We start from the raw sequence: 24499 nt of genomic DNA, 5'->3' as shown, positions 1-24499 counted from the left end.
ATGAACACTAATTGGGGCCAAGGCAGTTATGGCCACGAAAAGGCACAAAAAGATCGTTGATGGTGGCGAGGATTACCCGCGCGCCTATGGGCGCGACGCAAGCTTCAGCCGGCAAAGTTGATTCTTTGTGACTCTTTGTGGCCATAAAAACAAGTCAGCCGGCATTCGCCGTCAGCCGGCGTTTCGCCAGCCACGTGTTGAAATTGTCGAGCACCACGGCGGCGATGACGACCGTGCCGATGATGATCTGGCTGTAATTTTGGTCGATGCCGAGGATGACGATGCCGCTGGAGATCATCTGGATGATGAGCGCGCCCAGCACGACGCCGAGGGCCGAGCCGCGGCCGCCGCTCAGGCTGGCGCCGCCGACGACGGCGGCGGCGATGACGTTCAGCTCGTAGCCCTGGCCGTCGCCCGAGGTGGCGGCGCCGTAGTAGCCCAGCGACAGCAGCGCGGCGATGCCGGCGGTCAGGCCCGAGAGGAGATAGATGCCGAGCTTCACGCGCTCGACCCGGATGCCGCTGAAGCGCGCCGCGAGCTCGTTGCCGCCGATGGCGTAGACGCGCCGGCCGGCGGCCAGGCGCGACAGGAAGATCCAGCCGGCGACCGTCACCAGCACCATGACGGCCAGGGGCACGAAGCTCAGCCCGTCACCGACCTCCTGGCGGACGAAATCGCGCAGCCCGGCCGGAAAGCCGCCGACCGACTGGCCCTTGGTGACGACGAAGGCGATGCCGCGCAGGATCGCCATCCCGCCGAGGGTGATGATGAACGGGTGCACGCGCAGCGCCACGATGAGCCCGCCGGTGAAGAGGCCGCAGAGGAGGGACGTGCCCAGGCAGGCGCCGATGCCGAGGGCGATGCCGAGGGCGGGCGAATTGAGCTCCTCCGGCCCGTAGTGGCGCAGCACCAGCGCGCCGAGCACGGAGGCGAGGGCGTAGATGGAGCCGACGGACAGATCGATGCCGCCCGCGATGATGACGACCGCCATGCCCACGGCCATGATGGCGGTGAAGCTGGTGTCCTTGGCCAGCTGGGCGAGGTTCTGCGCGTTGAGAAATTTGTTCTTCTCGGCGAAGGCCGGCACGCGCTCGCCTTCGGCGCTGACCGTGAACACCCGCTGCCGGCCGCCGCCGGCCGTGCGCTCGAAGAGCGGGGTCCGCACGGTGCCGCTGAAGGCCGTGAGCAGCAGGCCGAGCGCGAGGATGACGAGCAGCAGGCCGCTTTCCTGGAACTTCAGTAGGGAACGAAGGGGCGATGACATGGGGTGCAAGTCAGAAGGCAGGTGCCTCAAGACTGCACCGGCGAAGCCTTGTTTCGTCAATCATTACCCGGCGTCTGCGGCCCCTTCCGAGGGGTATGACAGGACGGCCTCCCCCAAGGGAGGATGGCCCAGCGGGGTGGAGCGGGTTGACCTCAACACGCTGGTTTGAGGACGGTCATCCTGAAGCGCGCTGGGGTCAGTGCGCTTCACCTTTTAGCCGACCGGACGATGACCGGTTCTACTTCTGGCCGTAATAGGCGTCGGGGCCATGCTTGCGCTTGAAATGCTTGTTGAGCAACTCGGGCTCGATGGCCTTCAGCTGCGGGTCGAGGGCAAGGGACATCAGCGCCAGGTGCGCGCAGCACTCGGCGGCAACGGCGACCTCGACGGCCTGGGCGACGGTCTCGCCCCACGTGAACGGGGCGTGACGGTTGACCAGCACGCCGGGGTGGTCGCGCGGGTCGAGCAGGATGCCCTGCTTGCCGGAAGAGTAGTTGACCACGCAGGTGCCGAGTTCGGCGCCATCCGCGCAGCGGACGACGAGGGCGCGTACCGGGTTGGTGCCATAATCGATGCCTAGGGTGTGCACGGGCTCAACATGTTTAGGGCGTGCGGCAGCAGGGGGAACGGTCAAGTTGGCTTACAGTAACATTGCGCTGTCTGGCTTGGCTCGAATACCTGGCGACAGAGGCATCTGGAAAGACGGCAAGGCAGATCCCGAAAGGCTGGGGTGAAATCGCTTATCATATTACCGTGCAGTCTATTAAAATAGATACGGTCACGGGAAAAGAATCAAATTATGGGCCAAAGGCGGCAGAACCCGGAAAAACCGCGGAATCGGTCTTGCCAAGGGTGGGGGCGTTCTCTCTTTTCGCCCTTCCTGTTCCTTCAACCCATCAACCGTTAACCGCAGTTACGATCGCAAGGCGGCCCAGTTTGGCCGACCTGTGTCTCGTTATTCCGACATAGATCCCATGAACCTCACTCCCAAAGACCTCCTCGATGCCGGCGTCCACCTCGGTCACCAGACCAAGCGTTGGAACCCGCGCTCCAAGCCCTACATTTTCGACCACCGTCAGGGCATCACCATCATCGACCTCGAGAAGACGCACGCGGCGCTGGCCAAGGCCTGTGCCTTCATCGAGCAGCTCGTCGCTGGCGGCGGCGACATCCTCCTGGTCGGCACCAAGCGCCAGGCCACGGAACTGATCAAGGAGGCGGCCACGACCACCGGCATGCCCTACGTCACCACCCGCTGGATGGGCGGCACGCTCACCAATTTCGAGACCATCAAGAAGTCCCTCGCCAAGTTCAAAAAATACCAGGCGATGGACGCCAGCGGCGAGCTCGGCAAGTTCTCCTCCAAGGAGGAGTCCGCCATCCGCCGCGAGATGGCCCGCATGACCCGCAACTTCGACGGCATCATCGGCCTGACCGGCCTGCCCGCCGCGATGTTCGTCATCGATACCAGCTACGAGGAGATCGCGGTGGCCGAAGCCAAGCGCATGAACATTCCCTCGGTCGGCCTGGTCGACACCAATTCCGATCCGACCCAGCTGACCTACCCGATCCCGGGCAATGACGACGCGGCGAAGTCCGTCCGCATCATCACCGAGGCGGTCGTCGAGGCGATCACGCAGGGCCTGGCCCACCGCGAGACCCGCCGCAACGCGCACGCCGAGGCCAAGGCCGCGGCGTCGGGCGTCAACGCCGCCGGTGAGGTCGACCTCGACAAGGTCGCCATCCCCGCGAACCTGAAGGGCCTGGTCGAGGAGGAGAAGCCGGTCGTCAAGAAGCGCACCAGCCGCACCGGCGCCAAGAAGTCCGCCGTCACCACCGACGAGGTCTGAGCCCAACGCAGCCTTTAATCACATGCCTACCGTTACCACTTCCATGATCAGCGAGCTCCGGGAAAAAACCGGCGCGGGACTGCTCGACGTCAAGAAGGCCCTCGATGAGGCCCAGGGCAACCCGGAGGAGGCCATCACCATCCTCCGCAAGAAGCTCGGCAGCAAAATCGACAAGCTCGCCTCCCGGGCGACCAAGGAAGGGCTCGTCCATTCCTACATCCACGTGGGCGGCAAGGTCGGCGTGCTCGTCGAGATCAACTGCGAGACGGACTTCGTCGCCAAGACCGACGACTTCAAGGCGTTCTGCCAGGACGTGTGCCTGCAGATTGCCGCGGCCTCCCCGAGCTATGTCCGCCGCGAGGAGGTCCCCGAGGCCGACCTGGCCAAGGAACGCGACATCGCCGCGGCGCAGATGGCCGGCAAGCCGCCGGCCGCCGTGCAGAAGATCGTCGAGGGCAAGCTCGAGAAATATTATTCGCAGGTCTGCCTGCTCGAGCAGCCGTTCGTCAAGAACCCGGACAAGATGATCAAGGACATCCTGTCCGAGAACGTCGGCAAGCTCGGCGAGAACATGGTGATCCGCCGCTTCACCCGCTACCAGCTCGGCGCCTGAGCGTCGCTCCGCTGAAAGCTTTCAAGGCGCTCCCGCAACGGAGCGCCTTTTGTTTTTTCAGCCTGTAGGGTCGCCGCTCGCGGCGACCTGAAGTTCGCGCGCACGAGGTCGTCGCAAGCAACGACCCTACACGTCCGGGCTAATGCGAGGGGAGCCGCCGGGTAATTTCAGATTCCGCGGTCTTTATTAGTGCCCATTAGTGTGTATTAGTGGTGCCTCTTCCTCTCATGCAAGTCACCCGCGGCCAGATCATCGCCCGAGGCCTCGCCAACCGCTGCCCCAACTGCGGCGGGCGCACGCTGTTCAAGACCGGCACGCTCTTCGAGCTGGACCGCACGTGCCGCGACTGCGGGCTGAAGATCGAGAAGGACGAGGGCTTTTTCCTCGGAGCCATGGCCATCAACTATGGCGTGACCTGCGTGGGCCTGCTCGCGCCGGTGGTCATCCTGTGGTATCTCGGGGCGCTGAGCGGCCGGGTGGCCGTCGGGCTGGCGCTGGCGCTGGCGGTGCTGGCGCCGCTGGCGCTCTACCGGTCCTCCCGCAGCTGGCAGCTGATGCTGTATTACTTCTTCCTGCCCCAGCACCTGCCGGCCAACCGCCGGGAACTGGGCGCCTTGGAGGACGAAAACGTCTGAGTTCGGACCAGGTCACCACGAAATACACAGAATACACGAAAAGAATCCCACCCCCAGCCAGCCGACCTTTTATCTCAGCTTTTGGTGTGTTTCGTGTATTTCGTGGTCAGAAATTGACTTGGGTTTGGGTATTACTTTCGGCTTCCGTTTTGCAGGGCAGGGCCTACGTTCCGGCCCCTCATGCCCTCCGTAGCCTCGGCGAAGGAGGGGGATCACGGAGAGGTGGCAGAGTGGTCGATCGCGCCTGACTCGAAATCAGGTGGGCCGCAAGGTCCCGGGGGTTCGAATCCCTCCCTCTCCGCCATGTGCCACCGGCACATGGCGAGCCGGCGAAGCCGGTGACTGGCGCGAAGCGGCAGCTGAGGAGGGATATGGGGCGCGCGGAGCGCGAGTGCTCGGCACCTGCCGACGGCAGCCAATCCCTCCCTCTCCGCCACTTTACTCCCGTGAGGGAGAACTCGTTATCGGCAAAAACGGGTGAAGGTGTGGAATTGAAATCTACAACGTGTGGCCAAGGACTTTTGAAAGTCAGGGCCAACGATTTTTCGGCCACAAGTAAGTTCGGGTCGATTTTTTTGAGGAAATCGCGTTTTTCTTCCGGTTTTCCTGCGGCGAGCAGATTTCCCCCGTGTTTAGCCTCCAGAACGAACCGGATGGCCGGTTCGAACCGATTGAGGCGGTTCCTGCGGCGGCAACGAGCGATTCACCGCTCACGGCTGCGTGGCCGCAATCCGGTGGCCTACCGGGCGGATTACCTGCGCGTCATCCACGCCCACCGGATCACGCTGGGTTGGGTCGAGCCCAAGCTTTATAGCTTCGCGGAGAAGGAACTGGCATTAAAGAAGCCGCTTACGTCGCTGCTGGCACTTGGCCCGCTCCAGTTGAAAGCACTGGCCGGGTTGGTGCGACGGGAAGCGGCAAAAGCCGTCGCTTGACTTCTCCAGGATGGATAATACAGGTAATTCTATGAAATCTACCGTTAGTGTCTCTGAGGGGCAAAATACCTTCCCCGCGCTGGTCAAGGCGGCGGAGAAAGGGTCCGTCGTGACCGTCACTCGCCATGACGAGCCGGTCGCCTGCGTGATGGGCTACCAGCGCATGAGTGCCGTGGCCGAGACGTTGGAGATCATGGGCAACGCCGCCGCGATGGAGGCCTTGCGCGAGCACAAGGAGGGCAAGACCAAGTTCGGCAAGCTCCACGACATTCCCGAATGAACCGCGTCCTGCGTCCGGCCGTCCAAGTGATCGACTTCGCGAAGCGGCTGGCCCCGGAGTCCCGCCGGGCGGTGAAACACGCTTTGCAGGAACTCCGGGCCGAACGCGGCGACATCCGGGCATTGGAAGGCAACCTGGCCGGCTATTACCGGCTGCGGGTCGGCCGGTTTCGGATTATTTTCGCCTACGCCGCGGACGGGGCCCTCGAGGCCGTTTTCATGGAAGAGCGGGCTTTCGTCTATGACCTCTTTGAGGCCGAATTCATCAAACGGTTGAAGTCGTAATGGGCACCGGTGCGCTTACCAGCGCACCGGAACAGTTGGTCTGCAGGCGCGAGCATGGATACGTCACTTGCTCCCTCGAATATCAGAAAGACTGCGGCCGCATGATCGCCCCGCACCGGGTCTCAGGACGGGAGGAGCAAGGGCTGGCCGGAGACGCCAGTCAGCTCGGTGGCGCATTTGGCTATCGCCTCTCCACCCCATGGAATACCCCGGGATATCGAACAGCCTCGTGTCACAATTGGGGCAATGGTCCATGACGAAAAATCCCGGCCCACTTTGTCCGCACAACAGTGCGGGGTTTCGTCCGGACGTTCTCCCTCGGGCGACTGCGCCGGCCCAGGGGTGAGCCTTACCATTGTGGCCTGTCTCATCGGGAAACTTGACGGCCGCTGTTGGGCGACCACGGCGGACCAACCGGAGAAACGGGTGGAGGTCCGTGAGCGGGTATCAAAAATTTCCCACCCGCCGCGAAACCCAGCCCAACCAGCTGCCGGCGAGGGCTGGCGCCAGGCCCGGCAGGCTTTTGGCGCATGCGGTGAACAAAAGTTTGCGGGATCGTCACGCCGCACCGTGGCACTTTGGTCAGTCGTGTGCGTCGTACGCCGCATGCTGCGCCGGAAGGCCAGCTACGGCAACACGGCGGCGCCAGGAATGCCTTTGTCGAGAGTCGCGAATTGAGCTTTGTTAGCTCGCGCCAGCTCGAACAGATGCCCGTCGGTGAGTTTCGGAGGCGTTTTAGCGAAGCCCGGCAACCGGTCGACGCCGAGCGCGTCGTTTATCATCTCGAACGGGATCGAACTCGATGACTTTAGGGCGGCCAGGGCCTTGCGTGCGGCCGGCACGTCGGTTTGCAGACCTGCTTGAACCGCGACGCGCACGAACCCCAATTCAGTGATCGCGCAGGTGCAAAAGGTGGTCGTCGACCCCGCCAAAGAACGATACCAAGCGATGGCCCTCGTGTGGTGGACATGGGCGGAGTGCCCGAGGGCGATCAGCGTATTGATGTCGAGGAGGTGCTTCATGGGAAATCGGCCAGAATAGCCCGAACCGTATCGCCCGTGACCGTCGGTCCGTTCTCCGGTCCTTGGGTGATGGTCAGCCCGGTGGCGTGATCGCGGACCAAACGCGGCCGGCCTGGCGGGAGCGTTTTCGGGGTCAGCACGATCGAGCCATTGGTAACCCGGCAGGCGAATCTGGTGCCTGGACGAAGTGCGAGCTTTCGCCTGGCGCCTTGTGGCACCACGACCTGGCCTTTTGTTGAAAGTGTAGTTTCCATGTCTTACCGTCTTACCCTTTTAGCCCAAAAGCAATCGGGTAATTGAGATTGAATGCCGGCTTCCTTCCTCAGTGCATTTTGAAAGGTCGATTACTTAAAAAGCGCAACAAAGTAGGTCGGTTCAAAAGCCGCAGGCTTTGGAGCGCAGCCCTGAGCGAAGCGAATCCTTCCTTCCCTTTCCGCATTGGAAAAAGCCCGGGGGCACCGCCGCAGCACGCGGTCTTTTGCCGATCGGCCGCCCGGCCTGGTTTGCGGACGGTCCGGCCGAACCGGCGCTTCCTGCGGCGGAACGTTCCATCCGGAATATTGAACCTGCGGCCGGCCGGCGCGATCGAGTCGCGCCGATCCCCATCGCCCCGAAGGCGGATTTCCCCCTCGGCCGCGAAGGATCCCGCCTGGTCTGCGCCTGATGTTTTTTTGCGGAGACCAACCCGGCATCCGGTCCAAAATACCGGCGCGGGTCGCGTTGAAGGGGTCTGATTTACAGTAGCATTATTGTTAAAAACATAGTCGCTACTGCCATTTTTTAAAAGGGACCTCATTTGTATGATACAACAATTAACCCGGCGTTGGTTGTGAACTCCCACTTGAATCATCCCCAAACCTCCCTTTTTCCGGTGTGTCCCGCGCGGCCCAGTCGCGCGGGGTGCAAGCTCCTTCGGGGCCGGCCGCGCAGCGCGGCCGCCGGCGAACCGCGCGGTTTCGGGACTCAGGCAGCAAGCGGCGACCGCGGAGATTTGGCTGTAGATGCGTTGCGATAATCCCTGACCATGATAACGACACTAACCTTCACTCCTGTCCTTCCGCCGCGTTCCCGCGGTGTTCGAAAAGTTGCTTTCCTCCGCTCCGCCTGCGCCTTGGCGGCTCTCGCCCTGGCGGGCGGGCTTTCCGCCCAAACCGCGGCCCCGGCCGACTCCAAGCCGGCCGACCCCGACAAGACGATCCAGCTCGAGAAGCTCGTCGTGTCGGGTTACCGCGCCAGCCTGGCCGCCTCGCTCGATGAGAAGCGCAAGGCCGGGGCCAACATCGACGTCATCACCGCGCAGGACGTGGGCAAGTTCCCCGACACGAACCTGGCCGAGTCGCTCTCCCACATCCCGGGCGTGACCATCGACCGGCTCTTCGGCGAGGGCGAGCGCGTGAGCATTCTTGGCACCGACCCGAGCCTCAACCGCACGTTGCTGAACGGCCAGCCGATCGCGACCGCAGACTGGTATATCCTCGATACGCCCAGCCGGCAGTTCAACTACGCCCTGCTGGCACCCGAGGTCATCGGCCAGGCCGCCGTCTACCGCACGTGGGAGCCCCGCCTGCTCGAAGGCTCCATCGGCGGCACGATCATCGTCAACACGGCGAGCCCGCTGAAGGGCCAGCCCTTCGCGGCCGCGGTCTCCGCCACCGAGAGTTACAACGGGCTCAGCAAGAAATATGAGCCGAGCTTCAGCGGCACCGTGAGCTGGCACAACGACAGCAAGACCCTGGGCATCATGGTCGGGGCGCAGGATAGCAAGGACTACATCCGCCGCGACGGCGTCGAGGCGCTCGGCGTCCTGGGCAACTACACGGATTCATCCGGCATCGTGGTGCAGAACAACTTCAGCGACCCCTCCTATCCGCAGGTGGGCGTGGCCACGCAGCCGAGTGCGGCCGGCCCGAACAAGGGGTTCGTCATGGATGAGGTCATCAACACGGCGTTGTTCGAACAGCTCCGCCACCGGCAGGGAGCGAATGGCGCCATCGAATACAAGGTATCCGAGAACTTCGAAATCGATTACACCGGGTTGTTCGTCAACGAGAACATGGACAACACGAACACCTCCTTCTACCCGATGTATATGACCGGCAGCCCGGTCGCGAACCCGACGTTCAGCAACGGCCTGCTGACCTCGGGCAGCTACACCGGCAACCAGATCGAAGTCGATCTCTTCGCCCGCAAGGCGCAGATCAAGACGCAGGTGCATGACTTCAAGTTCATCTACACGTCCGGTGACTTCAAACTCACCGGCGACGTGGGCTACACCCGCGCCACCGGCGGCACCACGATGCAGGCCTACCGCGGGGCGAACATCTTCGACCCCTATAGCATCACGGAGGGTCCGAGCTCGGCCTCCTTCACCGCCGTGACCGGACCGACCTATGCGACGACGGGCGACGTGACACTCAATTCCAGCCAGAATGCCGGCTGGGGCGGCCTCGTCGAGGAGCCCGAAGTCGATCAGGAAAAATGGGCCCAGGCTGATTTTGAGGTTCCCCTCAAGAACGACTTCCTGAGCAAACTGCTGGTGGGTTTCCGTTCCAGCGCGCATGACACCTCGGAATTCTCCGCCCACCAGGTCGCGTTCTTCGGACCGGGCGAGCGCAATTACCTGGCTCTCTTCCAGGCGGCCCCGGGGAATTTCCTTTCCGGCCTGAGCGGCATCACCTCATCGATGGCCACCCATCCGGTCGGGAATTTCAACGCGATCTTCAACCAGACCGCGAACACCCCGGCGTCGGCCACCGATATTTCCGCCGGCTACTGGCCGGGCGTCACCGCCGGCCAGACCCTGGCCCAATATTCCGTCGCGCATCCCTATGCCGTGATCAACGACTGGCTCGCGCTGCCGACGGACTCCGCCACGGTCGGGCCCACCTTCAATGCCAAGGAAGTCATCAATGCGATGTATTTCGAGGCCCCGTTCCATGCCGGCCACCTCAGCGGCAACTTCGGTGTCCGTTTTGTCGAGACGGCGACGACCGGCACATCGATCAATGTCGGTCGGATCTCGGGCTCGCCCTATGCCGGTGCACTGCCCGGCGGCCAGCCGCTGACAGCCGCCTCGCTCGGCCAGTATGGCGCCCCGGGCTATCAGCCCATTCCCGTGCCGGCGCCCGGCCAGACCCAGGCGCAGGCCAACATGGCCGCTTGGACGCAGGCCCAGTATGACGCGACGGAAGTTCCCATCACGGCCAAGGTGGACAACACCTACACCAACATTCTCCCGGCCTTGAATCTCGCCTACGACGCGGGCCGGGACCAGGTCATTCGTTTCGCGATGGCGGAGGTCATGTCCCGCCCGAACCTCCTCCAGGAGTTCGGCTATACGACGCTGTATCCCATCAACACCCCGGGTGACATTGGCGGCAACGGCGTGGGCGGCACCACCGGCCTCAATCCCTACAAGTCGGTGAACCTCGACCTGGACTACGAGTATTACTTCGCGAAGAACTCATACTTCTCCGTCGATGTTTTCTACAAGGACATCGAGAACTACATCGTCAATGTCACGACGCCCGAGATCCACGCCAACACCACGACCTGGGAGGACCAGTATTTCTACGTCACGCGTCCCCAGAACGGCGGCAAGGCCACCTCCAAGGGTGTCGCGCTGTCCTACCAGCAGGAGTTCGCGAACGGGTTCGGTCTGTCGGCCAACTACACGCACCTTTCCGCCCAGGGCGTGAACGGCCAGCTGCCGTTCGCCTCGAAGAACCAGATCAATATCGGTCCCTACTTTGAAAACCGGCGCGGCCTGGTCCGTCTGACCTACTCCTGGCGCGACGATTTCGCCACGGGTTCGTTCAACGGTTCCTCGACGGTCTTCACCCGGCCGTATACTTCGCTGGATGCCAACGCTTCGATCAACCTGGGCAAGAACTTCTCGCTGACCCTGACGGCCCGCAATCTCCTGAACGAGTCCTACCAGCAGTATTTCTCGAACCCGATCGCCGGCGGCAGCCAGCTGTTCGCGGACGCCTACAAGACCGGCCGGGGCTACTCGGCGGGTGTGCACTACAAGTTCTGAGTTCCGCCGGGCGGTTTTCTGCCCGAAAGAATCAAGACGGCCAATTCAGGGCCCGGATGCGCAAGCATCCGGGCCTTTTTCTTGGACGGATCTCTCGATCACGGCAAAGTGCCGGCCATCACCCGTCGGGATCAACCGGGAACCGCCGGCGAAAATCACCTGTGCCGCGTGGAACCCTTGCGGTGGCGCGGGCCGCCGTGGGGGCCGACGGACTGCCGGTAGGCGACCGGGGGCTGGCCGAAGGCGGCATGAAACGCGCGGCTGAAACTGTAGATCGAGTTGAAGCCGCACTGCTCGGCGATCTCCGACACCCGGTTGGGGGTCAGCCGGAGCAGGCCGCTGGCGCGCTCGAGCCGCAGGCGCCGCAGGTGGCGGCCGATGCTCACCCCGCACGAGGCACGGAAACGCGCCCGCAGATGGCTCTGGCTGATCCCGAGCGCGGCGGCGATTTCCTTGATGCCGAGCGGCTCGTTGGTGCGGTGCGCGAGCTGGTTGACCTGCATGAGCATGCCCTGGGCCGCGACGGGCACATGCTTGCGGCGGGGCGCCGGTCCCTGCCGGCGCAGGCGGGCGAGCAGCAGCGCCAGCAGCAGCGCAGGCAGTTCCGACATCCGTCCCTCCTTCTCATAGGCGGCGATCAATTCCGTCGCCAGGACCCGGGCCGCCGGCGTGAACAGGAAGGGGCGGTATTGCATCGGTTGCAGCGACTCGGAGTCCGCCAGGTCGAAGGTGATGAAGATCCAGAGCAGGTCCTTCTGCCCGGCGTCGATGTAATGGTGAAACTGGAAGGGGAACACCAGCAGGCCCTCGCCGGACCCGAGCCGGATCACGCGATCGTCCACGCAGACCGACACCGACGCCTGCAGCGCGATGATGAGCACGAAACGGTGGTGCAGCGCCCGGCCCCGCCGCGGCCGGTTCAGCTCGGAGGCGGCCCGCCGCTGGAAACACACGATATTGTCGGGCAGCACCAGCGGTCCGGGCCGGCGGCCCAGCAGCTGGTGCGGGGGCTGGGGCAGGCCGGCGGCCAGCGTCTCGAGGGTGGGGGATTCAGGCAGTGGCATTTATGATAAAAACATAGTCGTTATTGCCATTTTTTCTAGCGGGCTCCAGCCTTATTATGCGCAGGCTACTCCAGACTTTCCGATGAACACCCTCACCCCCCTAGTGCGTTGCAGCCACGAGCAGGTGCCGCTGGCCGTGTTCGCCGACAACGCTGCGGCCGCCCGGGCGGTGGCCGGCGAAATCGCCGGGCTCATCCGCTCGCGCCCGGCGGGCACGCGCCCGGTGGTGCTCGGGCTGGCCACCGGCTCGACCCCCCTCGGCCTCTACGCCGAGCTGATCCGGCTCCACCGCGAGGAGGCGCTGAGCTTCGCCAATGTCGTCACGTTCAACCTCGACGAATACTACCCGTTGGCGGCCGACCATCCGCAGAGCTACCACCACTTCATGCGGACCCACCTGTTCGACCGCATCGACATTCCGCCGGCGAATGTCCACCTGCCGGATGGCGCGGTGCCGCAGGCCGGGGTGGACGCGCACTGCCGCGCCTACGAGGAGATGATCGCCGCCGCCGGGGGGATTGATTTCCAGATCCTTGGCATCGGCCGCACCGGCCACATCGGCTTCAACGAACCCGGCAGCCCGCAGCGTTCCCGCACCCGGCTGGTGACCCTCGATCCGATCACGCGGCGGGACGCCGCCGGGGATTTTGGCGGGGAGGAGCACACGCCGCGCTACGCCCTGACCATGGGCGTGCGGAGCATCCTGGAGGCCCGCCGGATCGTGCTCATGGCCTGGGGCCAGCACAAGGCCGGCATCGTGCGCAACGCCGTGGAGGGCGGGGTCACCGCGCAGGTCACCGCGTCGTTCCTGCAGGAACACGACAATGCCATCTTCATCCTCGATCACGCCGCCGCGGGCGCGCTCACGCGCTTCCGGACCCCGTGGTTGCTGGGCCCGCTGGAGGACCAGGGTCTTGCCTGGGACGAGCGGATGACCCGCCGGGCGATACTCTGGCTCTCGGGCCAGCGCGGGAAGGCCATCCTCAAGCTGACGGACGACGACTACAACGAGGCGGGGCTGCAGGATTTGCTCCGCGTCCACGGCTCGGCCTATGAGGCCAACCGCACCGGCTTCTACCAGATGCAGCATACGATCACCGGCTGGCCGGGCGGGCGCGATCCGCGCCGCACGCAGCCGGGCGACGCGCCGGCGCGCCCGCTCCGCGCCTCGTCCGCGGGGGTGTTTCCAAAGCGCGTGCTGGTCCTTTCCCCGCACCCCGACGACGACGTGATCTCGATGGGCGGCACGCTCTGCCGCCTGGTGGAGCACGGCCACGAGGTGCACGTGGCCCATCAGGTCTCCGGCGCCAATGCCGTCTCCGACGAGACGCTCTGGCGTACGCTGCTTTTCGCCCGGGCGGCCGGCCTGGCCGGTGGCGCCACCGGCGCCCAGCTGGGCGAGTGGTGCGCGGCTTACGAGACGAAGGGCGCGCTGCCCGCGATCCCGGAGGTGAAGCGCTGGAAGGGCCTGGTCCGCCGGCAGGAGGCGGCGGCGGCGGCGCGGGTTTGCGGCGTGGCGAAGGAACGGCTGCATTTCCTCGATCTTCCGTTCTACGACGCTCCGGTGGCGCGGCGGCTCGGGGTGGCGGACGTGGATATCATGCACCGGCTGCTGGACGAGGTGCGGCCTCACCTGGTCTACGCGGCGGGCGACCTCGACGATCCGCATGGCACGCATCGCATCTGCCTGCATGCCTTGCGCGAGGCGCTGGTGCGCAGCGCGCAGGAGCCGTGGTTTGCCGAGGCCGAACTCTGGCTGTATCGCGGCGCCTGGGCGGAGTGGGAGCTCGACGAGATCGACCTGGCGGTGCCGTTGAGCCCGCAGGAGGTCCTGCGCCGCCGCCGGGCCATCTTCCGGCACGAGACCCAGAAGGACCAGGCGCTGTTTCCCGGCGACGACCGGCGCGAATTCTGGCAGCGCACCGAGGACCGCAGCCGCCGGCTCGCGGAGTCCTACAACACCCTGGGCCTGGCCGAATATGAGGCGATCGAGGCCTTCAAGCGTTACGCGCCCGACGAATTTCTCCGCCATGTCAAACTTTGAGCCCCGCCGTGACGGCCGTTTCCCTCTGCGCGCACTCGCCGGCCTTTTGTTGATCTCGGGCTGCGGCGCGCTGTCTGCCGCCCCGGCGGGGCACAACCTGATGCCGGCACCGGAGTCCCTGCAATATGCGGCCGGCCGACTGGCGGTCACGCCGCTCTTTCGGGTCGCGGTGCACGGTCATGACGATGCGCGGCTGCGCGACGGGCTCTTCCGTCTGCTGCGCGCGGCGGAGGAACGCACCGGACTGACCTTCCCGCATACCCTCGCCGGCGGGTTCGCCCTCGCCGAGGATGCGACGCGCGCTTCGCTGGTGATCGAGTGCGGCGGTCCGGCCCCGGCCGTGCCGGCCCTGGGCGAGGACGAGTCCTATACGCTTGGGGTCACGGCCACGCAGGCCGTGCTGCAAGCGCCCACGGTGACCGGCGTCCTGCGCGGTTGCGCAACGTTGCAGCAGCTGCTCCAGGCGGACTCCGCGGGTTGGTTCCTGCCGGCGGTGAGCATCAATGATCATCCGCGCTTTCCGTGGCGGGGGCTGATGATTGATGTCTGCCGCCACTGGCAGCCGTTGGAGGTCATCAAGCGCAACCTCGACGGAATGGCGCTGGTGAAGCTCAACGTGCTGCACCTGCACCTGACCGAGAACCAGGGGTTCCGCATCGAAAGCCGGAAGTTCCCGCGCCTGCATGAACTGGGCTCAGACGGTCTTTATTTTACCCAGCAGGAGATGCGCGAAATCATCGCCTACGCCGCGGCGCGCGGCATCCGCGTGGTGCCGGAGTTCGACATCCCCGGCCACGCCACGGCCTGGGTCGTCGGTCATCCCGAGCTGGCGAGCGCCCCCGGTCCCTATGTGATCGAACGCGAATGGGGGGTGTTCGATCCGGTGCTCGATCCGACCAACCCGCGGGTTTACGAGGTGCTCGACGGCTTCCTCGGTGAGATGGCCGCGCTCTTCCCCGATCCCTACATCCACATCGGCGGCGACGAGAACAACGGGGTGCAATGGAACGCCAGTCCGCGCATCCAGACCTACATCAAGGAGCGCAACCTCCGGGACAACGCTGGCCTCCACGCCTATTTCAACACCCGCGTGCACGCGATCCTCGCCAAATACGGCAAGCAGCTCATCGGGTGGGACGAAATCCTGCACCCCGATCTGCCGGCCGGCAGCGTCGTTCATTCCTGGCGCGGTCCCGAGGGTATCGCTGACGCCACCAAACACGGATTCGAGACCATCTTGTCCAACGGCTACTACATCGACCTGAACCATCCGGGTTGGGAATATTACCTCAATGACCCGGTGCCGGCCGGCACCGCCCTCACTGCGGCGCAGCAAAAGCTCGTCCTGGGCGGCGAAGCCACGATGTGGTCGGAGTGGGTGACGCCCGAGACGATCGATTCGCGCATCTGGCCGCGCACCGCGGCGATCGCGGAACGCCTGTGGTCGCCGCGCGAGGTGCGCGACGTGCCGGACATGTATCGCCGGCTCGGCTTTGTCAGCCGCCGGTTGGAGGAGACCGGGCTCCGGCACGAAAGTTATCTCGAGCCGGCGCTCCGCCGTCTCGCCGGCGACCAGGCGGCGCCGGCCGCCCTCGCCGCCTTGCGCGACTTCGTGGACCTGCTCGAACCGGTGCGGGATTACCAGCGCGGCCGGCAGCAGCCCGGCGCCAACCAGTTGACGCCCCTCACGGACCTCGTCGATTGCACCCGGCCGGACGGCGCCGCGGCGCGGGCGTTTGCCGCGGCGGTCGAAGCCTGCGTTTTTGCCCCGGCTCCGACCGGGGCGGATTTCAACGTGGTGTCCCGGCAGCTGGCGGCGTGGCAGCAGACCGCCGGCATCCTTGGCCCGGGGCTCGCGGGCCAGTCGCCACGGCTGCTGGAAGCCGCGCCGTTGGTCCGCGCCTTGGGGGAGGCGGGTGCCGCGGGACGCGCCGCCGTGCAGTTGCTCGTGGCCGGACAAGCGCCGGCCGCCGGCTGGCTGCAGGCCCGGTTGGCGGAACTCGACCTCGCCGCGCAGCCGCACGCGGCGGCGGAACTCTCCGTCATGGCCCCGCTCCGCCTGCTGGTCGTCGCGGCGGCCGAGCAGGATCAACGCAAGACCCTCGGCGCCGATGCCTGGCGTCGGCACGTGCAGGACATGGCCAGGCCCGCCGTCCAGCCCTGAACCCGTTTCCCGCGCGCTACCCCAACCCTCACCGCCCCTCATGCCCATCACCCCTGCCGCCCCCACCGCGAATTCCCTGGCCGCCTACAACCGCAAGCTCCTCTTCGTCGCGGGACTCGGTGGCCTGCTCTACGGCATCGACGTCGGCATCATCGCCGGGGCGTATCCGTATATGGAGGCGACCTCCGGCTTCAATGCGGGGCAGCTGTCGTTCATCGTCGCGGCGGTCCTGCTGGGCAGCGCGATCTCGACCCTGTTCGCCGGCATGCTGGCCGACTGGCTGGGCCGCCGGACCCTGATGACCTTGAGCGGCGTGCTGTTTGTCGCGAGCATCCCCACGATCGCGTTGTCGCACGGCTACGGGCCGCTGGTCTTCGGGCGGTTGCTGCAGGGCGTCAGCGGCGGCTTGGTCGGCGTCGTCATTCCGCTCTACCTCGCGGAATGCCTGGACGCGAAGGATCGCGGCAAGGGCACCGGCGTCTTCCAGTGGATGCTGGTCTTCGGCTTCGTCATCGCGGCCATCATCGCGCTCTATTTCAGCTACCGGGTCGATGAGGTCGCGAAGCTCGGCGACGCGGCCCGGCTGCTGGCGTTCAAGGACACGGCATGGCGCAGCATCTTCTGGGTCTCGCTGCCCCCCGGCCTCCTCTTCGTGACCGGCAGCTTTCTCGTGGCCGAGTCGCCGCGCTGGCTCTTCCTGCGCGGCCGGAAGGACGCCGCCCGTGCCGCGCTGCTGCGGTCCCGCGACGCGGCCCAGGCCGGGGTCGAGCTGGCGGAGATGGAGGCGAGCGCGGCCGCCGAGCGCGACAAGGCGTCGGCCGGCGGCGGCGCGAGGGAATCGCTCCTCCGTCGGAAATACGTGATCCCGTTCATCCTCGCCTGCGTGATCCTCGCCTGCAACCAGGCCACGGGCGTCAACTCCATCATCGGGTTCAACGCCAATATCTTCATCCAGAGCGGGCTCTCCGATGTCCAGGCGCACTACGGCAACCTGATCTTCACCCTCGTCAACTTCTTCATGACGATGGTCGCCGTCATGCTGGTCGACCGCAAGGGGCGCAAGTTCCTGCTGTCCCTCGGCACGGCCGGCATCATCGCCTCGCTCGTCATCGTCGGCCTGCTTTTCCAGCGGACGGAACGGCTGCGCGTCGATGTGGGCCCCCGGGTCCAGGCCCTGGTCGCGGCGGACCAGACCGCGAAGGTCGTTTTCAACGCGGACACCGCGCGCGCGCTGCTGGCCCCGGCGGGCGACGCCGGCCGGGCGCTTCCCGGCCAGCCGCTGACCCTGAGCGTCATCTATTCCTACGGCGGCTTCCGCGCCACCACTGCGATCGTGCGTTCCGACGACGCGGCGGCGGCCCCGCTCCAGATCACCCGGGACAACTGTGTGCCCGGCAACAAGGTCAGCGCGTTCTTCTCGAACCCGTTCGCCAGCCTCGAGGCGGCCCGGACGGCCCCGCTCGTCATTGAGAACGCCCTGGTCACGCCGGTGCCGAGCACGCAAAACGGCTGGCTCACCGCCGTCTTCACCTTCTGCTTCATGGCGTTTTTCGCCATCGGCCCGGGAGTGTGCGTGTGGCTGGCGCTGTCGGAGCTGATGCCCACGCGCATCCGGTCCAACGGCATGAGCATCGCGCTCACGCTCAACCAGGCCGTCTCCACCACGATCGCCGCGGTCTTTCTGCCCACCGTCGGCAAGCATGGCTACTCGACCATGTTTTTCCTGTTCGCCGGCTGCACCGTCGTCTACTTCGTCACCGCCGCGTTTTTCCTGCCCGAGACCAAGGGCCGGACGCTCGAGGAGATCGAGGCGGCGTTTGAAAAAGGCGCGCGCAAAACCTGAGCCGTTGCCGCGATCCGCGTAGCTACGGCTTTGCCCGATTATTTCCACTCCTTGTCTTCCCATGTTTGATCTGCACCCGCGTTTCCTTTCCGCCCTGGAGCCGGATTTCCGGCCCGCCTCGCTCTGGAACCGCGCCTACCAGTCGCTGGTCGCCCGCGACCCGGGCGCCCGGCCTTGCGCCATCACGCTGGGCCGGCCCGACGGCACGGTCTCGCGCCACGACACCCGCCTGCTCGGCCCCGCGCATCCGGCCGCGGCGCTGACCCTGGAATATGTGGAGCGGCTGCTGAAGTTCCTGCTCTGGCAAAAAGGCGGCTCGGAGGTGCTGGTCGCCGGGGCCGACGAGGTGACCGCCCGCCTGGCCCGGATTTACCACCCGGCCGGCGAACGGACCTTTGACCACGCCTTCATGGGCGAGACGGTTTACGGCCGGCCGTTCCGGATTGCGGCGGCGGGATTTGCCGCGCTGCCGGAGGAGCGGTCGCCCGGTCTGCCGCTCGGGCGCAACCTCCAGGGCTGCCGCATCGGCTTCGACATCGGCGGCAGCGACCGCAAGGTGGCCGCGGTGGTTGACGGCCGCGTGGTCTTTTCCGAGGAGGTCGCCTGGGACCCGTATTTCCAGCAGGATCCGGCCTACCATATCGAGGGGGTGCACGCCTCGCTGCAGCGGGCGGCGGCCCACCTGCCGCGCGTGGATGCCATCGGGGGCAGCGCGGCGGGGGTCTACGTCAACAACGAGGTGCGGGTCGCCTCGCTCTTCCGGGGCGTGCCGCCAGAACTTTTTGAGAGACACATCCGCCGGATGTTCTTCACCCTGCGCGAACGCTGGGGCGGCGTGCCCTTCGAGGTGGCCAACGACGGCGAGGTGACCGCGCTCGCCGGCTCGATGTCGCTCAGCGACAACGCGGTGCTCGGGGTCTCCATGGGCACCAGCATGGCCGGCGGCTACGTGCGCGCCTCCGGGGAGATCACCGCGTGGCTCAACGAGCTGGCCTTCGCTCCCATCGACCACAATCCGGGCGCCCCGGGCGACGAATGGTCCGGGGACATCGGCTGCGGCGTCCAGTATTTTTCGCAGCAGGGTGTCGCCCGTTTCGCGCAGCGCGCGGGGTTTGCCTTTGCGGCGGGCATGCCGGTCCCGGAACAACTCGTTATGGTCCAGCAGGCGCTGGCCGCCGGCGATCCCCGGGCCCGCGCCGTCTACGAGGCTGTGGGCATCTGCTTCGGCTACGCCCTCGCGCACTATGCTGACTTCTACGAGTTCCGGCATCTGCTGCTCCTCGGCCGGGTGACCTCCGGCGAGGGTGGGGCGGTGATCCTCAACCGGGCGGCGGCGGTCCTGCGGGACGAATTCCCTGACCTGGCCGCCCGGCTCCAGCTGCACATGCCGGATGAAAAATCCAAGCGTCACGGCCAGGCCATTGCCGCCGCCAGCCTGCCGGCCCTCGGCCAACCCGCCCCCGCCATCCATTCCCTGCCATGAAACTCTCCCATCCCTCGGCCGATATCTTCGTGCCCGCCGGCGAACAGACGCCGGAAGCGGCCCTTCGCCGGGTCACCCACCTCTGCATCGGCGCGCACCAGGACGACATCGAGATCATGGCGCACGCGGGCATCAGCGATTGCCTCGATGCCCCGGGCAAGGCGTTTGGCGGCGTGGTCGTGACCAATGGCGCCGGTTCGCCCCGCACGGGCTCCTACGCGCACCTGAGCGATGATGAGATGCAGGCCGTCCGCCGCGATGAACAGCGGAAGGCGGCGCAGATCGGGCGCTACGCCATCCAGCTCCAGCTCGCCCATCCCAGCGCCGACGTCAAAAACCCCGGCCATGCCGGTGTGGCCGCCGATCTCGCGGCCATCTTCCGCGGCTGCACGCCCGAGGTGGTCTACCTGCACAGCCCGGCGGACAAGCATGACACGCACGTGGCCGTGCTGCTGCGCTGCCTCGAAGCGCTGCGCGCCTTGCCCCCCGGGCTTCGTCCCCGCCGGGTCCTGGGCTGCGAGGTCTGGCGGGATCTCGACTGGCTGGTGGATGCCGAGAAGGTGGCGCTCGATGCGGGCCGGCATCCGGCCCTCGCCCTCGACCTGCTCAAGGTGTTCGATTCCCAGGTGACGGGCGGCAAGCGCTACGACCTGGCCACCCTCGGCCGGCGCGCGGCCAACGCCACCTTCAACACGTCGCACGCGACGGACAAGTATGAGGGCATCACCTGGGCGATGGACCTGACGCCGTTGGTGACCGATGCCACGCTTGATGTCGCGGCCTACACGCTGGCCTTTGTCGCACGTTTGCAGGCCGACATCGCCGGCCGGATTGCCAAATTTCGTTGAAGAGCGCCGCCTTCGCGAAAAGTGAAGCCAAGCCGGACGGCGCAACACCATCGCCGGCAGGAAATCACGACTCGCTCCGGCCGAGCGGTATGCCCTTGAGCAGGCCGCAGCGGATGAAGGTCTCGCGGACCGCAGTCAGCCGGAGGGGCTTGGCGAGGTAGTCGTCCATCCCGGCGCTCAGGCATTTCTGGCGCTGGCCCGGCAGAACATGCGCCGTGAGCGCGATAATCGGCACGCGCGGATTGACGCCCGGCTCCTGCCCGGACCGGATCCGCCGGGTCGCCTCGTAGCCATCCATGACGGGCATCTCGCAATCCATCAGCACCGCGTCGAAGTTTCCCCCCGCCAGCCGCTCCAAGGCCTCCTGGCCGTTCTCCACGATGGCGACGGCATGCCCCATCTTCTCGAACATCATGCGCAGCACGAGCTGGTTGTCCTTGTTGTCCTCGGCGAACAGCAGGTTCAGCCCGCCGGGGGCGGCCTTGGCGGCCGGTGGCGTCGCGGCCAGCGCGGGGACACCCTGGCCGCCGAGGATTCGGGCGAGACAGCGCTGCAATTGGGCCTCGCGGACCGGCTTGATCAGGCAGGCGGCGAAGCCCACGGCCGCGGCGGTGGTGGGATCCTCCACCGGGCCGGCCGAGGACAACATGACGAGCGGGATGTGACGGAGCGTCGGGTCGGCGCGGATCTCGACCGCCAGCTGCAGCCCGCTCATGCCCGGCATGTGGTAGTCGAGGAGCACGAGATGGCAGAACTCGCCGACGGCGGCTTGCGCCCACAACCAGGCGAGGGCCGCCGAGCCGTCGGCCACGGCCTTGATCTCCAGGCCGAAGGGGGCGAGTTGCTCGAGCAGGATCCAGCGGTTGGTCGCGTTGTCATCCACGATCAGCACGCGCAGGCCGGCGGGCAGGGTGGCCAGAGGTTCGCTGGCGGGCAGGGCGGCCCCTCGCGGCAGTTCGAGTTCGAACCAGAAGATCGAACCGTGGCCGGGCGCGCTGTCGTAGCCGATGCGCCCGCCCATCAGTTCGACGAGCTGCCGGCAGATGGCGAGGCCGAGTCCTGTGCCGCCGAAGCGCCGGGTCGCGGAGCCGTCGACCTGGGTGAAGGGCTCGAACAGCCGGGCGCGCGCCTCCGGGGGAATGCCCGGGCCGGTGTCGTTGACCGTGACCCGAAAGACCTTGCGGCCGGCCGGCTCGCGCAGGGTGTCCACGCGCACCGACACCTCGCCCTGTTCGGTGAACTTGATGGCGTTGCTCACGAGGTTCGTCAGCACCTGCCGGATCCGGCCGGCATCGCCGTGCAGGGGCTGGGCGAGGGAGGGGTCGCAGGCGCACAGGAGCTCCAGGCCCCGCTGGTGTGCGCGCGGGGCGAGCAGGGCGAGGGTTTCCTCGACCACCAGCCGGAGGTCGAAGTCGGCGGGATCGAGCCGCAGCTTGCCGGCCTCGATCTTGGAGAAATCCAGGATGTCATCGAGGATCGAGAGCAGGCTGTCGGCGCTGGTCTGGATCACGCGGCCCATCAGCCGCTGTTCGGAGGTCGGGTCGGTGTCCATCAGCAGCCCGGACATGCCGATGATGGCGTTCATGGGCGTGCGGATCTCGTGGCTCATGGTGGCCAGGAACTCGGACTTGAGGCGCGAGGCCTGCAGCGCCTCGTCGCGCGCCTGCGCCAGCGACTGTTCCAGCCGCTTGCGCTCGGTCATGTCGCGCACGATTTTCAGGAAACCGGCCGGCTGGCCGTCGGGGCCGCGCAGGGCGGTGACGACCACATTGGCCCAGTAGATCGAGCCGTTCTTGCGCAGGCGCCAACCCTCGTCCTCCACGCGCCCCTGCGCGGCGGCGGCGGCGAGTTCGCGGGCCGGCTTGCCCGCGGCAATCTCGGTCTGGGTGTAGAACACCGAGGAATGTCGGCCGATGATCTCGGCGGCGGTGTAGCCGGTATTGCGCTCGGCGCCGGAATTCCAGGTGGCCACGTGACCCAGGGCATCGAGGGCGAAGATGCCGTAGTCCTGCACATTGTCGATCGACAGACGGAAGCGCTCCTCGCTGGCGTTCAGCTCTTCGGTCCGTTCCGCGGCCAGGGCGCGGGCCCGGTGGCGGGCGGACTGCAGGCTGACGACCAGCCCGATCATCAGCAGGGAGACGAGGCCCGAGCTGGTGGCGGCCCAGACGGCCGCCGACGGGCCCGCCGCCACGAAAGCCGGACCGCGGTTCCAGCCGAGGGTGAAAATCTGGCCGTCCATTTCGAGCCGGGTGGTGCGCTCGATGGCCGGGGCACCGCCGCGATTGGCCGCCGGGCCATAAAGGAGTTGTTCCCGCACGGCGGCCGGACCCTCATAAAGCTGCAGCGCCAGCTCGCGCGGCTCGGGACCGAGCACCCCGCGGAGAAAAAGTTCCGTGATGAACACGCCATCCACCCAGCCGATCAGCGCGGCGCGGCGCTGGGCCACGGTCTCCATGGGCTGGCCCGGCTGATAAGCGGGGACGAAGAGCAGGAAACCCGGACGCTGGTCGGCATCCTGCACGGGAATGATGCGCCGGGAGATGCGTGGCCGGCCGCTGTCCCGTGCCGCTTCGGCGGCGGCGCGACGGTTGGGTTCCGCGGCGTTGTCGAGGCCCAGCGCCGGGCGGTTGTCGGCCAGCGGTTCGATGTAGCCCAGCACGAATTGTTCGCCCCGTTCCGGGTCGATGGGTGCGCCCGGCGGGCGGTGGATCGCAAAGTCGGGCGCGCCCTCCCGGCGCATCCGGGCGAGAAATCCCGCGGTGTTCTCCGGGGTTACGGGAAAAACCACCCCGAGGCCCTGCACGCCGGGATACCTTTCCAGCAGCTGGAGGGAATCCACATAGGCGCGCCATTCCGCCGGCCCGGTGGACTTGGCCGCCCCGAGCAGGCCGGCGCCGCCCCGCAGCGTGTCCTCGTAGGTGACCAGCCGCTGGTGAATGCGGCCGGTGGCCTCTTCCACCAGCCGGTCGAAGTGGAGGGCATCCGCTTTGAGGCGGTCCTGATGCAGCGAGGAGAAAAGCCAGCCGCTCAACGCCCACCCCGCCAGCAGCAGCAGGCTCGACGGCAGCAGCCGGCCGGTGGCGCGGAACACCGGCAGAAGCAGCGCGGCCGCGGCGACCGAGGTCAGAAACAGCTGGAGATGCAGCAGATCTTCGTTGAGCGAACCGCCGGCGAAGGGCCCGGTGCCCAGGAAGGCGGCCCCGATGCCCAGCGCCGAAATCAGGAAGGCGGTGAGCCGGGCGCCGACGGCGCCAAACCAAACCACCGCGAGCAGCAGCACGGGGAAAATGGCGAAGAGAAACCCGTTGCCCACCGGCTGGAAGAACACGAGCCAGCCCACGGCGTCCGCTGCGACCAGCACCAGCAGGGCCCGGCCATAATCGCGCAGGGTGCGCGGGCGCCAGCTGCGGATGAGATCCCGTCCGGCCAGCAAAAGCGGGGTCACGACCAGGGCGCCAAGGGCGTCGCCCACCCACCACGTCCACCACAATGTGCCGCTGATCGACCAAGGGATGGCGTCGCCGGCCAGCAAGGTCAGCACGCCCCAGCTGGCGCTGATCACCGGGGCCAGGGCGGCGGCCAGCGCCAGCCCCGCGGGTTCCGCGAGGTAGGAAAATTCCCCGTGCCGCAGGGCGGCAATGCACCGGCGCACGATCCACGCGCCCGCCAACGCCTCCAGGGTGTTGCCGGTGCCGATCGCCGCCGCCACCAGGAGCGAGACCGGGGTCAGGGCATTGGCCAGGAACGCCCCGAGGGCGACCCCGGGCCAGAGCCGCCACCCGCCGAGCAGCAGGGCCCCGATGGCCACGCCGGTCGCCGGCCAGACCGGCGACACATTGCCGTGCACGCTGGCCAGCAGCAGGCCGAGCCGGGCCGCCGCAAAGTAGACGGCCGCCACGAACAACAGGGAAACCAGCCACATGCCCGGCTGCAGGTTGGCGACCGTGAAAGGACGCCGGGGAGGAACCATGGGGAGGGTGGAGTGTTCCGCCACGGCTGAAGCGTCTGGTTCAGGAAGATTTCCCGGCGACCTGCCGGTCGGCGCGGGACGGGGACGGGATCGTAGAAAACGTTGGCACCATCGCGACGTATGACGGATGACGCCTCACGCCGGGACAGTCCACCCCA

At 66.5% G+C, this 24499-nt stretch carries 17 protein-coding genes and 1 tRNA gene; 13 read left to right on the top strand and 5 right to left on the bottom strand.

Translation table 11 applies throughout. The annotated features are described in order from the left end of the window. Positions 1–154: 154 nt before the first annotated feature. Together BLU29_RS04815 and BLU29_RS04810 are read right to left on the bottom strand one after the other, a co-directional pair. On the bottom strand, positions 155–1264 hold the full coding sequence (locus tag BLU29_RS04815) for an ABC transporter permease (protein ID WP_091055571.1): 1110 nt from the start codon (positions 1262–1264) through the stop codon (positions 155–157). 238 nt (positions 1265–1502) lie between these two features. Continuing rightward, positions 1503–1853 carry a class II aldolase/adducin family protein gene (locus tag BLU29_RS04810; protein WP_231962313.1) on the bottom strand — a complete coding sequence of 117 codons (351 nt, stop codon included), beginning with the start codon at positions 1851–1853 and terminating at the stop codon, positions 1503–1505. A gap of 385 nt (positions 1854–2238) precedes the next feature. Between BLU29_RS04810 and rpsB the strand changes: the two genes are divergently transcribed. From rpsB to BLU29_RS04775, 7 genes are all read left to right on the top strand, one after another. Then, positions 2239–3114: a 30S ribosomal protein S2 gene (rpsB, locus tag BLU29_RS04805; protein ID WP_091055570.1), complete on the top strand. Its 876-nt coding sequence runs from the start codon at positions 2239–2241 to the stop codon at positions 3112–3114. Between the two features lie 22 nt (positions 3115–3136). Continuing rightward, the gene (locus BLU29_RS04800) at positions 3137–3727 is read left to right on the top strand and encodes a translation elongation factor Ts (RefSeq protein WP_091055568.1); all 591 of its coding nucleotides are present in this window, start codon (positions 3137–3139) and stop codon (positions 3725–3727) included. A 227-nt stretch (positions 3728–3954) separates the two neighbouring features. Further along, complete coding sequence (locus tag BLU29_RS04795) at positions 3955–4362, top strand: DUF983 domain-containing protein (protein ID WP_091055566.1); 408 nt, start codon at positions 3955–3957, stop codon at positions 4360–4362. A gap of 216 nt (positions 4363–4578) precedes the next feature. After that, positions 4579–4666, top strand: a tRNA-Ser gene (locus BLU29_RS04790). A 142-nt stretch (positions 4667–4808) separates the two neighbouring features. Further along, on the top strand, positions 4809–5297 hold the full coding sequence (locus tag BLU29_RS18290; RefSeq protein ID WP_172830206.1) for a hypothetical protein: 489 nt from the start codon (positions 4809–4811) through the stop codon (positions 5295–5297). Positions 5298–5328: 31 nt separating this feature from the next. Continuing rightward, entirely contained in the window at positions 5329–5577 is a 249-nt protein-coding gene (locus BLU29_RS04780) for a type II toxin-antitoxin system prevent-host-death family antitoxin (RefSeq protein WP_157693628.1), read from the top strand. Next, positions 5574–5861, top strand: a complete 288-nt coding sequence (locus BLU29_RS04775; RefSeq protein ID WP_091055560.1) for a hypothetical protein — start codon at positions 5574–5576, stop codon at positions 5859–5861. Before BLU29_RS04780 ends, BLU29_RS04775 begins: the two co-directional genes overlap by 4 nt. A gap of 626 nt (positions 5862–6487) precedes the next feature. On the opposite strand, the gene BLU29_RS04770 is transcribed toward BLU29_RS04775, so the two are convergent. Next, positions 6488–6883 carry a PIN domain-containing protein gene (locus BLU29_RS04770; protein ID WP_091055559.1) on the bottom strand — a complete coding sequence of 132 codons (396 nt, stop codon included), beginning with the start codon at positions 6881–6883 and terminating at the stop codon, positions 6488–6490. A 1111-nt stretch (positions 6884–7994) separates the two neighbouring features. Between BLU29_RS04770 and BLU29_RS04755 the strand changes: the two genes are divergently transcribed. Next, positions 7995–10922: a TonB-dependent receptor gene (locus BLU29_RS04755; RefSeq protein WP_157693627.1), complete on the top strand. Its 2928-nt coding sequence runs from the start codon at positions 7995–7997 to the stop codon at positions 10920–10922. 155 nt (positions 10923–11077) lie between these two features. On the opposite strand, the gene BLU29_RS04750 is transcribed toward BLU29_RS04755, so the two are convergent. After that, the gene (locus tag BLU29_RS04750) at positions 11078–11986 is read right to left on the bottom strand and encodes an AraC family transcriptional regulator (RefSeq protein ID WP_091055553.1); all 909 of its coding nucleotides are present in this window, start codon (positions 11984–11986) and stop codon (positions 11078–11080) included. A gap of 82 nt (positions 11987–12068) precedes the next feature. Here BLU29_RS04750 and nagB point away from each other — a divergent pair, with 82 nt between their 5' ends. The 5 genes from nagB (at position 12069) to BLU29_RS04725 (ending at position 20368) form a co-directional block, all read left to right on the top strand. Then, positions 12069–14030 (top strand): glucosamine-6-phosphate deaminase, encoded by a 1962-nt coding sequence (gene nagB / locus BLU29_RS04745; RefSeq protein ID WP_091055551.1) that lies wholly within the window; start codon positions 12069–12071, stop codon positions 14028–14030. Beyond that, on the top strand, positions 14017–16194 hold the full coding sequence (locus BLU29_RS04740; protein ID WP_172830205.1) for a family 20 glycosylhydrolase: 2178 nt from the start codon (positions 14017–14019) through the stop codon (positions 16192–16194). Before nagB ends, BLU29_RS04740 begins: the two co-directional genes overlap by 14 nt. Before the next feature lie 40 nt (positions 16195–16234). Then, a complete protein-coding gene (locus tag BLU29_RS04735; protein WP_091055549.1) occupies positions 16235–18037 on the top strand; it encodes an MFS transporter in 1803 nt (600 codons plus the stop codon). A 61-nt stretch (positions 18038–18098) separates the two neighbouring features. Beyond that, positions 18099–19520, top strand: a complete 1422-nt coding sequence (locus tag BLU29_RS04730) for an ROK family protein (RefSeq protein WP_091055547.1) — start codon at positions 18099–18101, stop codon at positions 19518–19520. Next, positions 19517–20368 (top strand): PIG-L family deacetylase, encoded by an 852-nt coding sequence (locus tag BLU29_RS04725; protein WP_091055546.1) that lies wholly within the window; start codon positions 19517–19519, stop codon positions 20366–20368. Before BLU29_RS04730 ends, BLU29_RS04725 begins: the two co-directional genes overlap by 4 nt. A 64-nt stretch (positions 20369–20432) precedes the next feature. Here BLU29_RS04725 and BLU29_RS04720 read toward each other — a convergent pair whose 3' ends face one another. Then, positions 20433–24341, bottom strand: coding sequence for a CHASE domain-containing protein (locus BLU29_RS04720; RefSeq protein ID WP_091055544.1), 3909 nt, complete (start codon positions 24339–24341; stop codon positions 20433–20435). Between the last annotated feature and the right edge of the window lie 158 nt (positions 24342–24499).

The sequence above is a fragment of the Opitutus sp. GAS368 genome, from assembly GCF_900104925.1.
Taxonomy (GTDB): Bacteria; Verrucomicrobiota; Verrucomicrobiia; order Opitutales; family Opitutaceae; genus Lacunisphaera.
The sequence above is the reverse complement of the archived record's forward strand: the minus strand, read 5'-3'. Positions and strand labels throughout refer to the sequence as shown.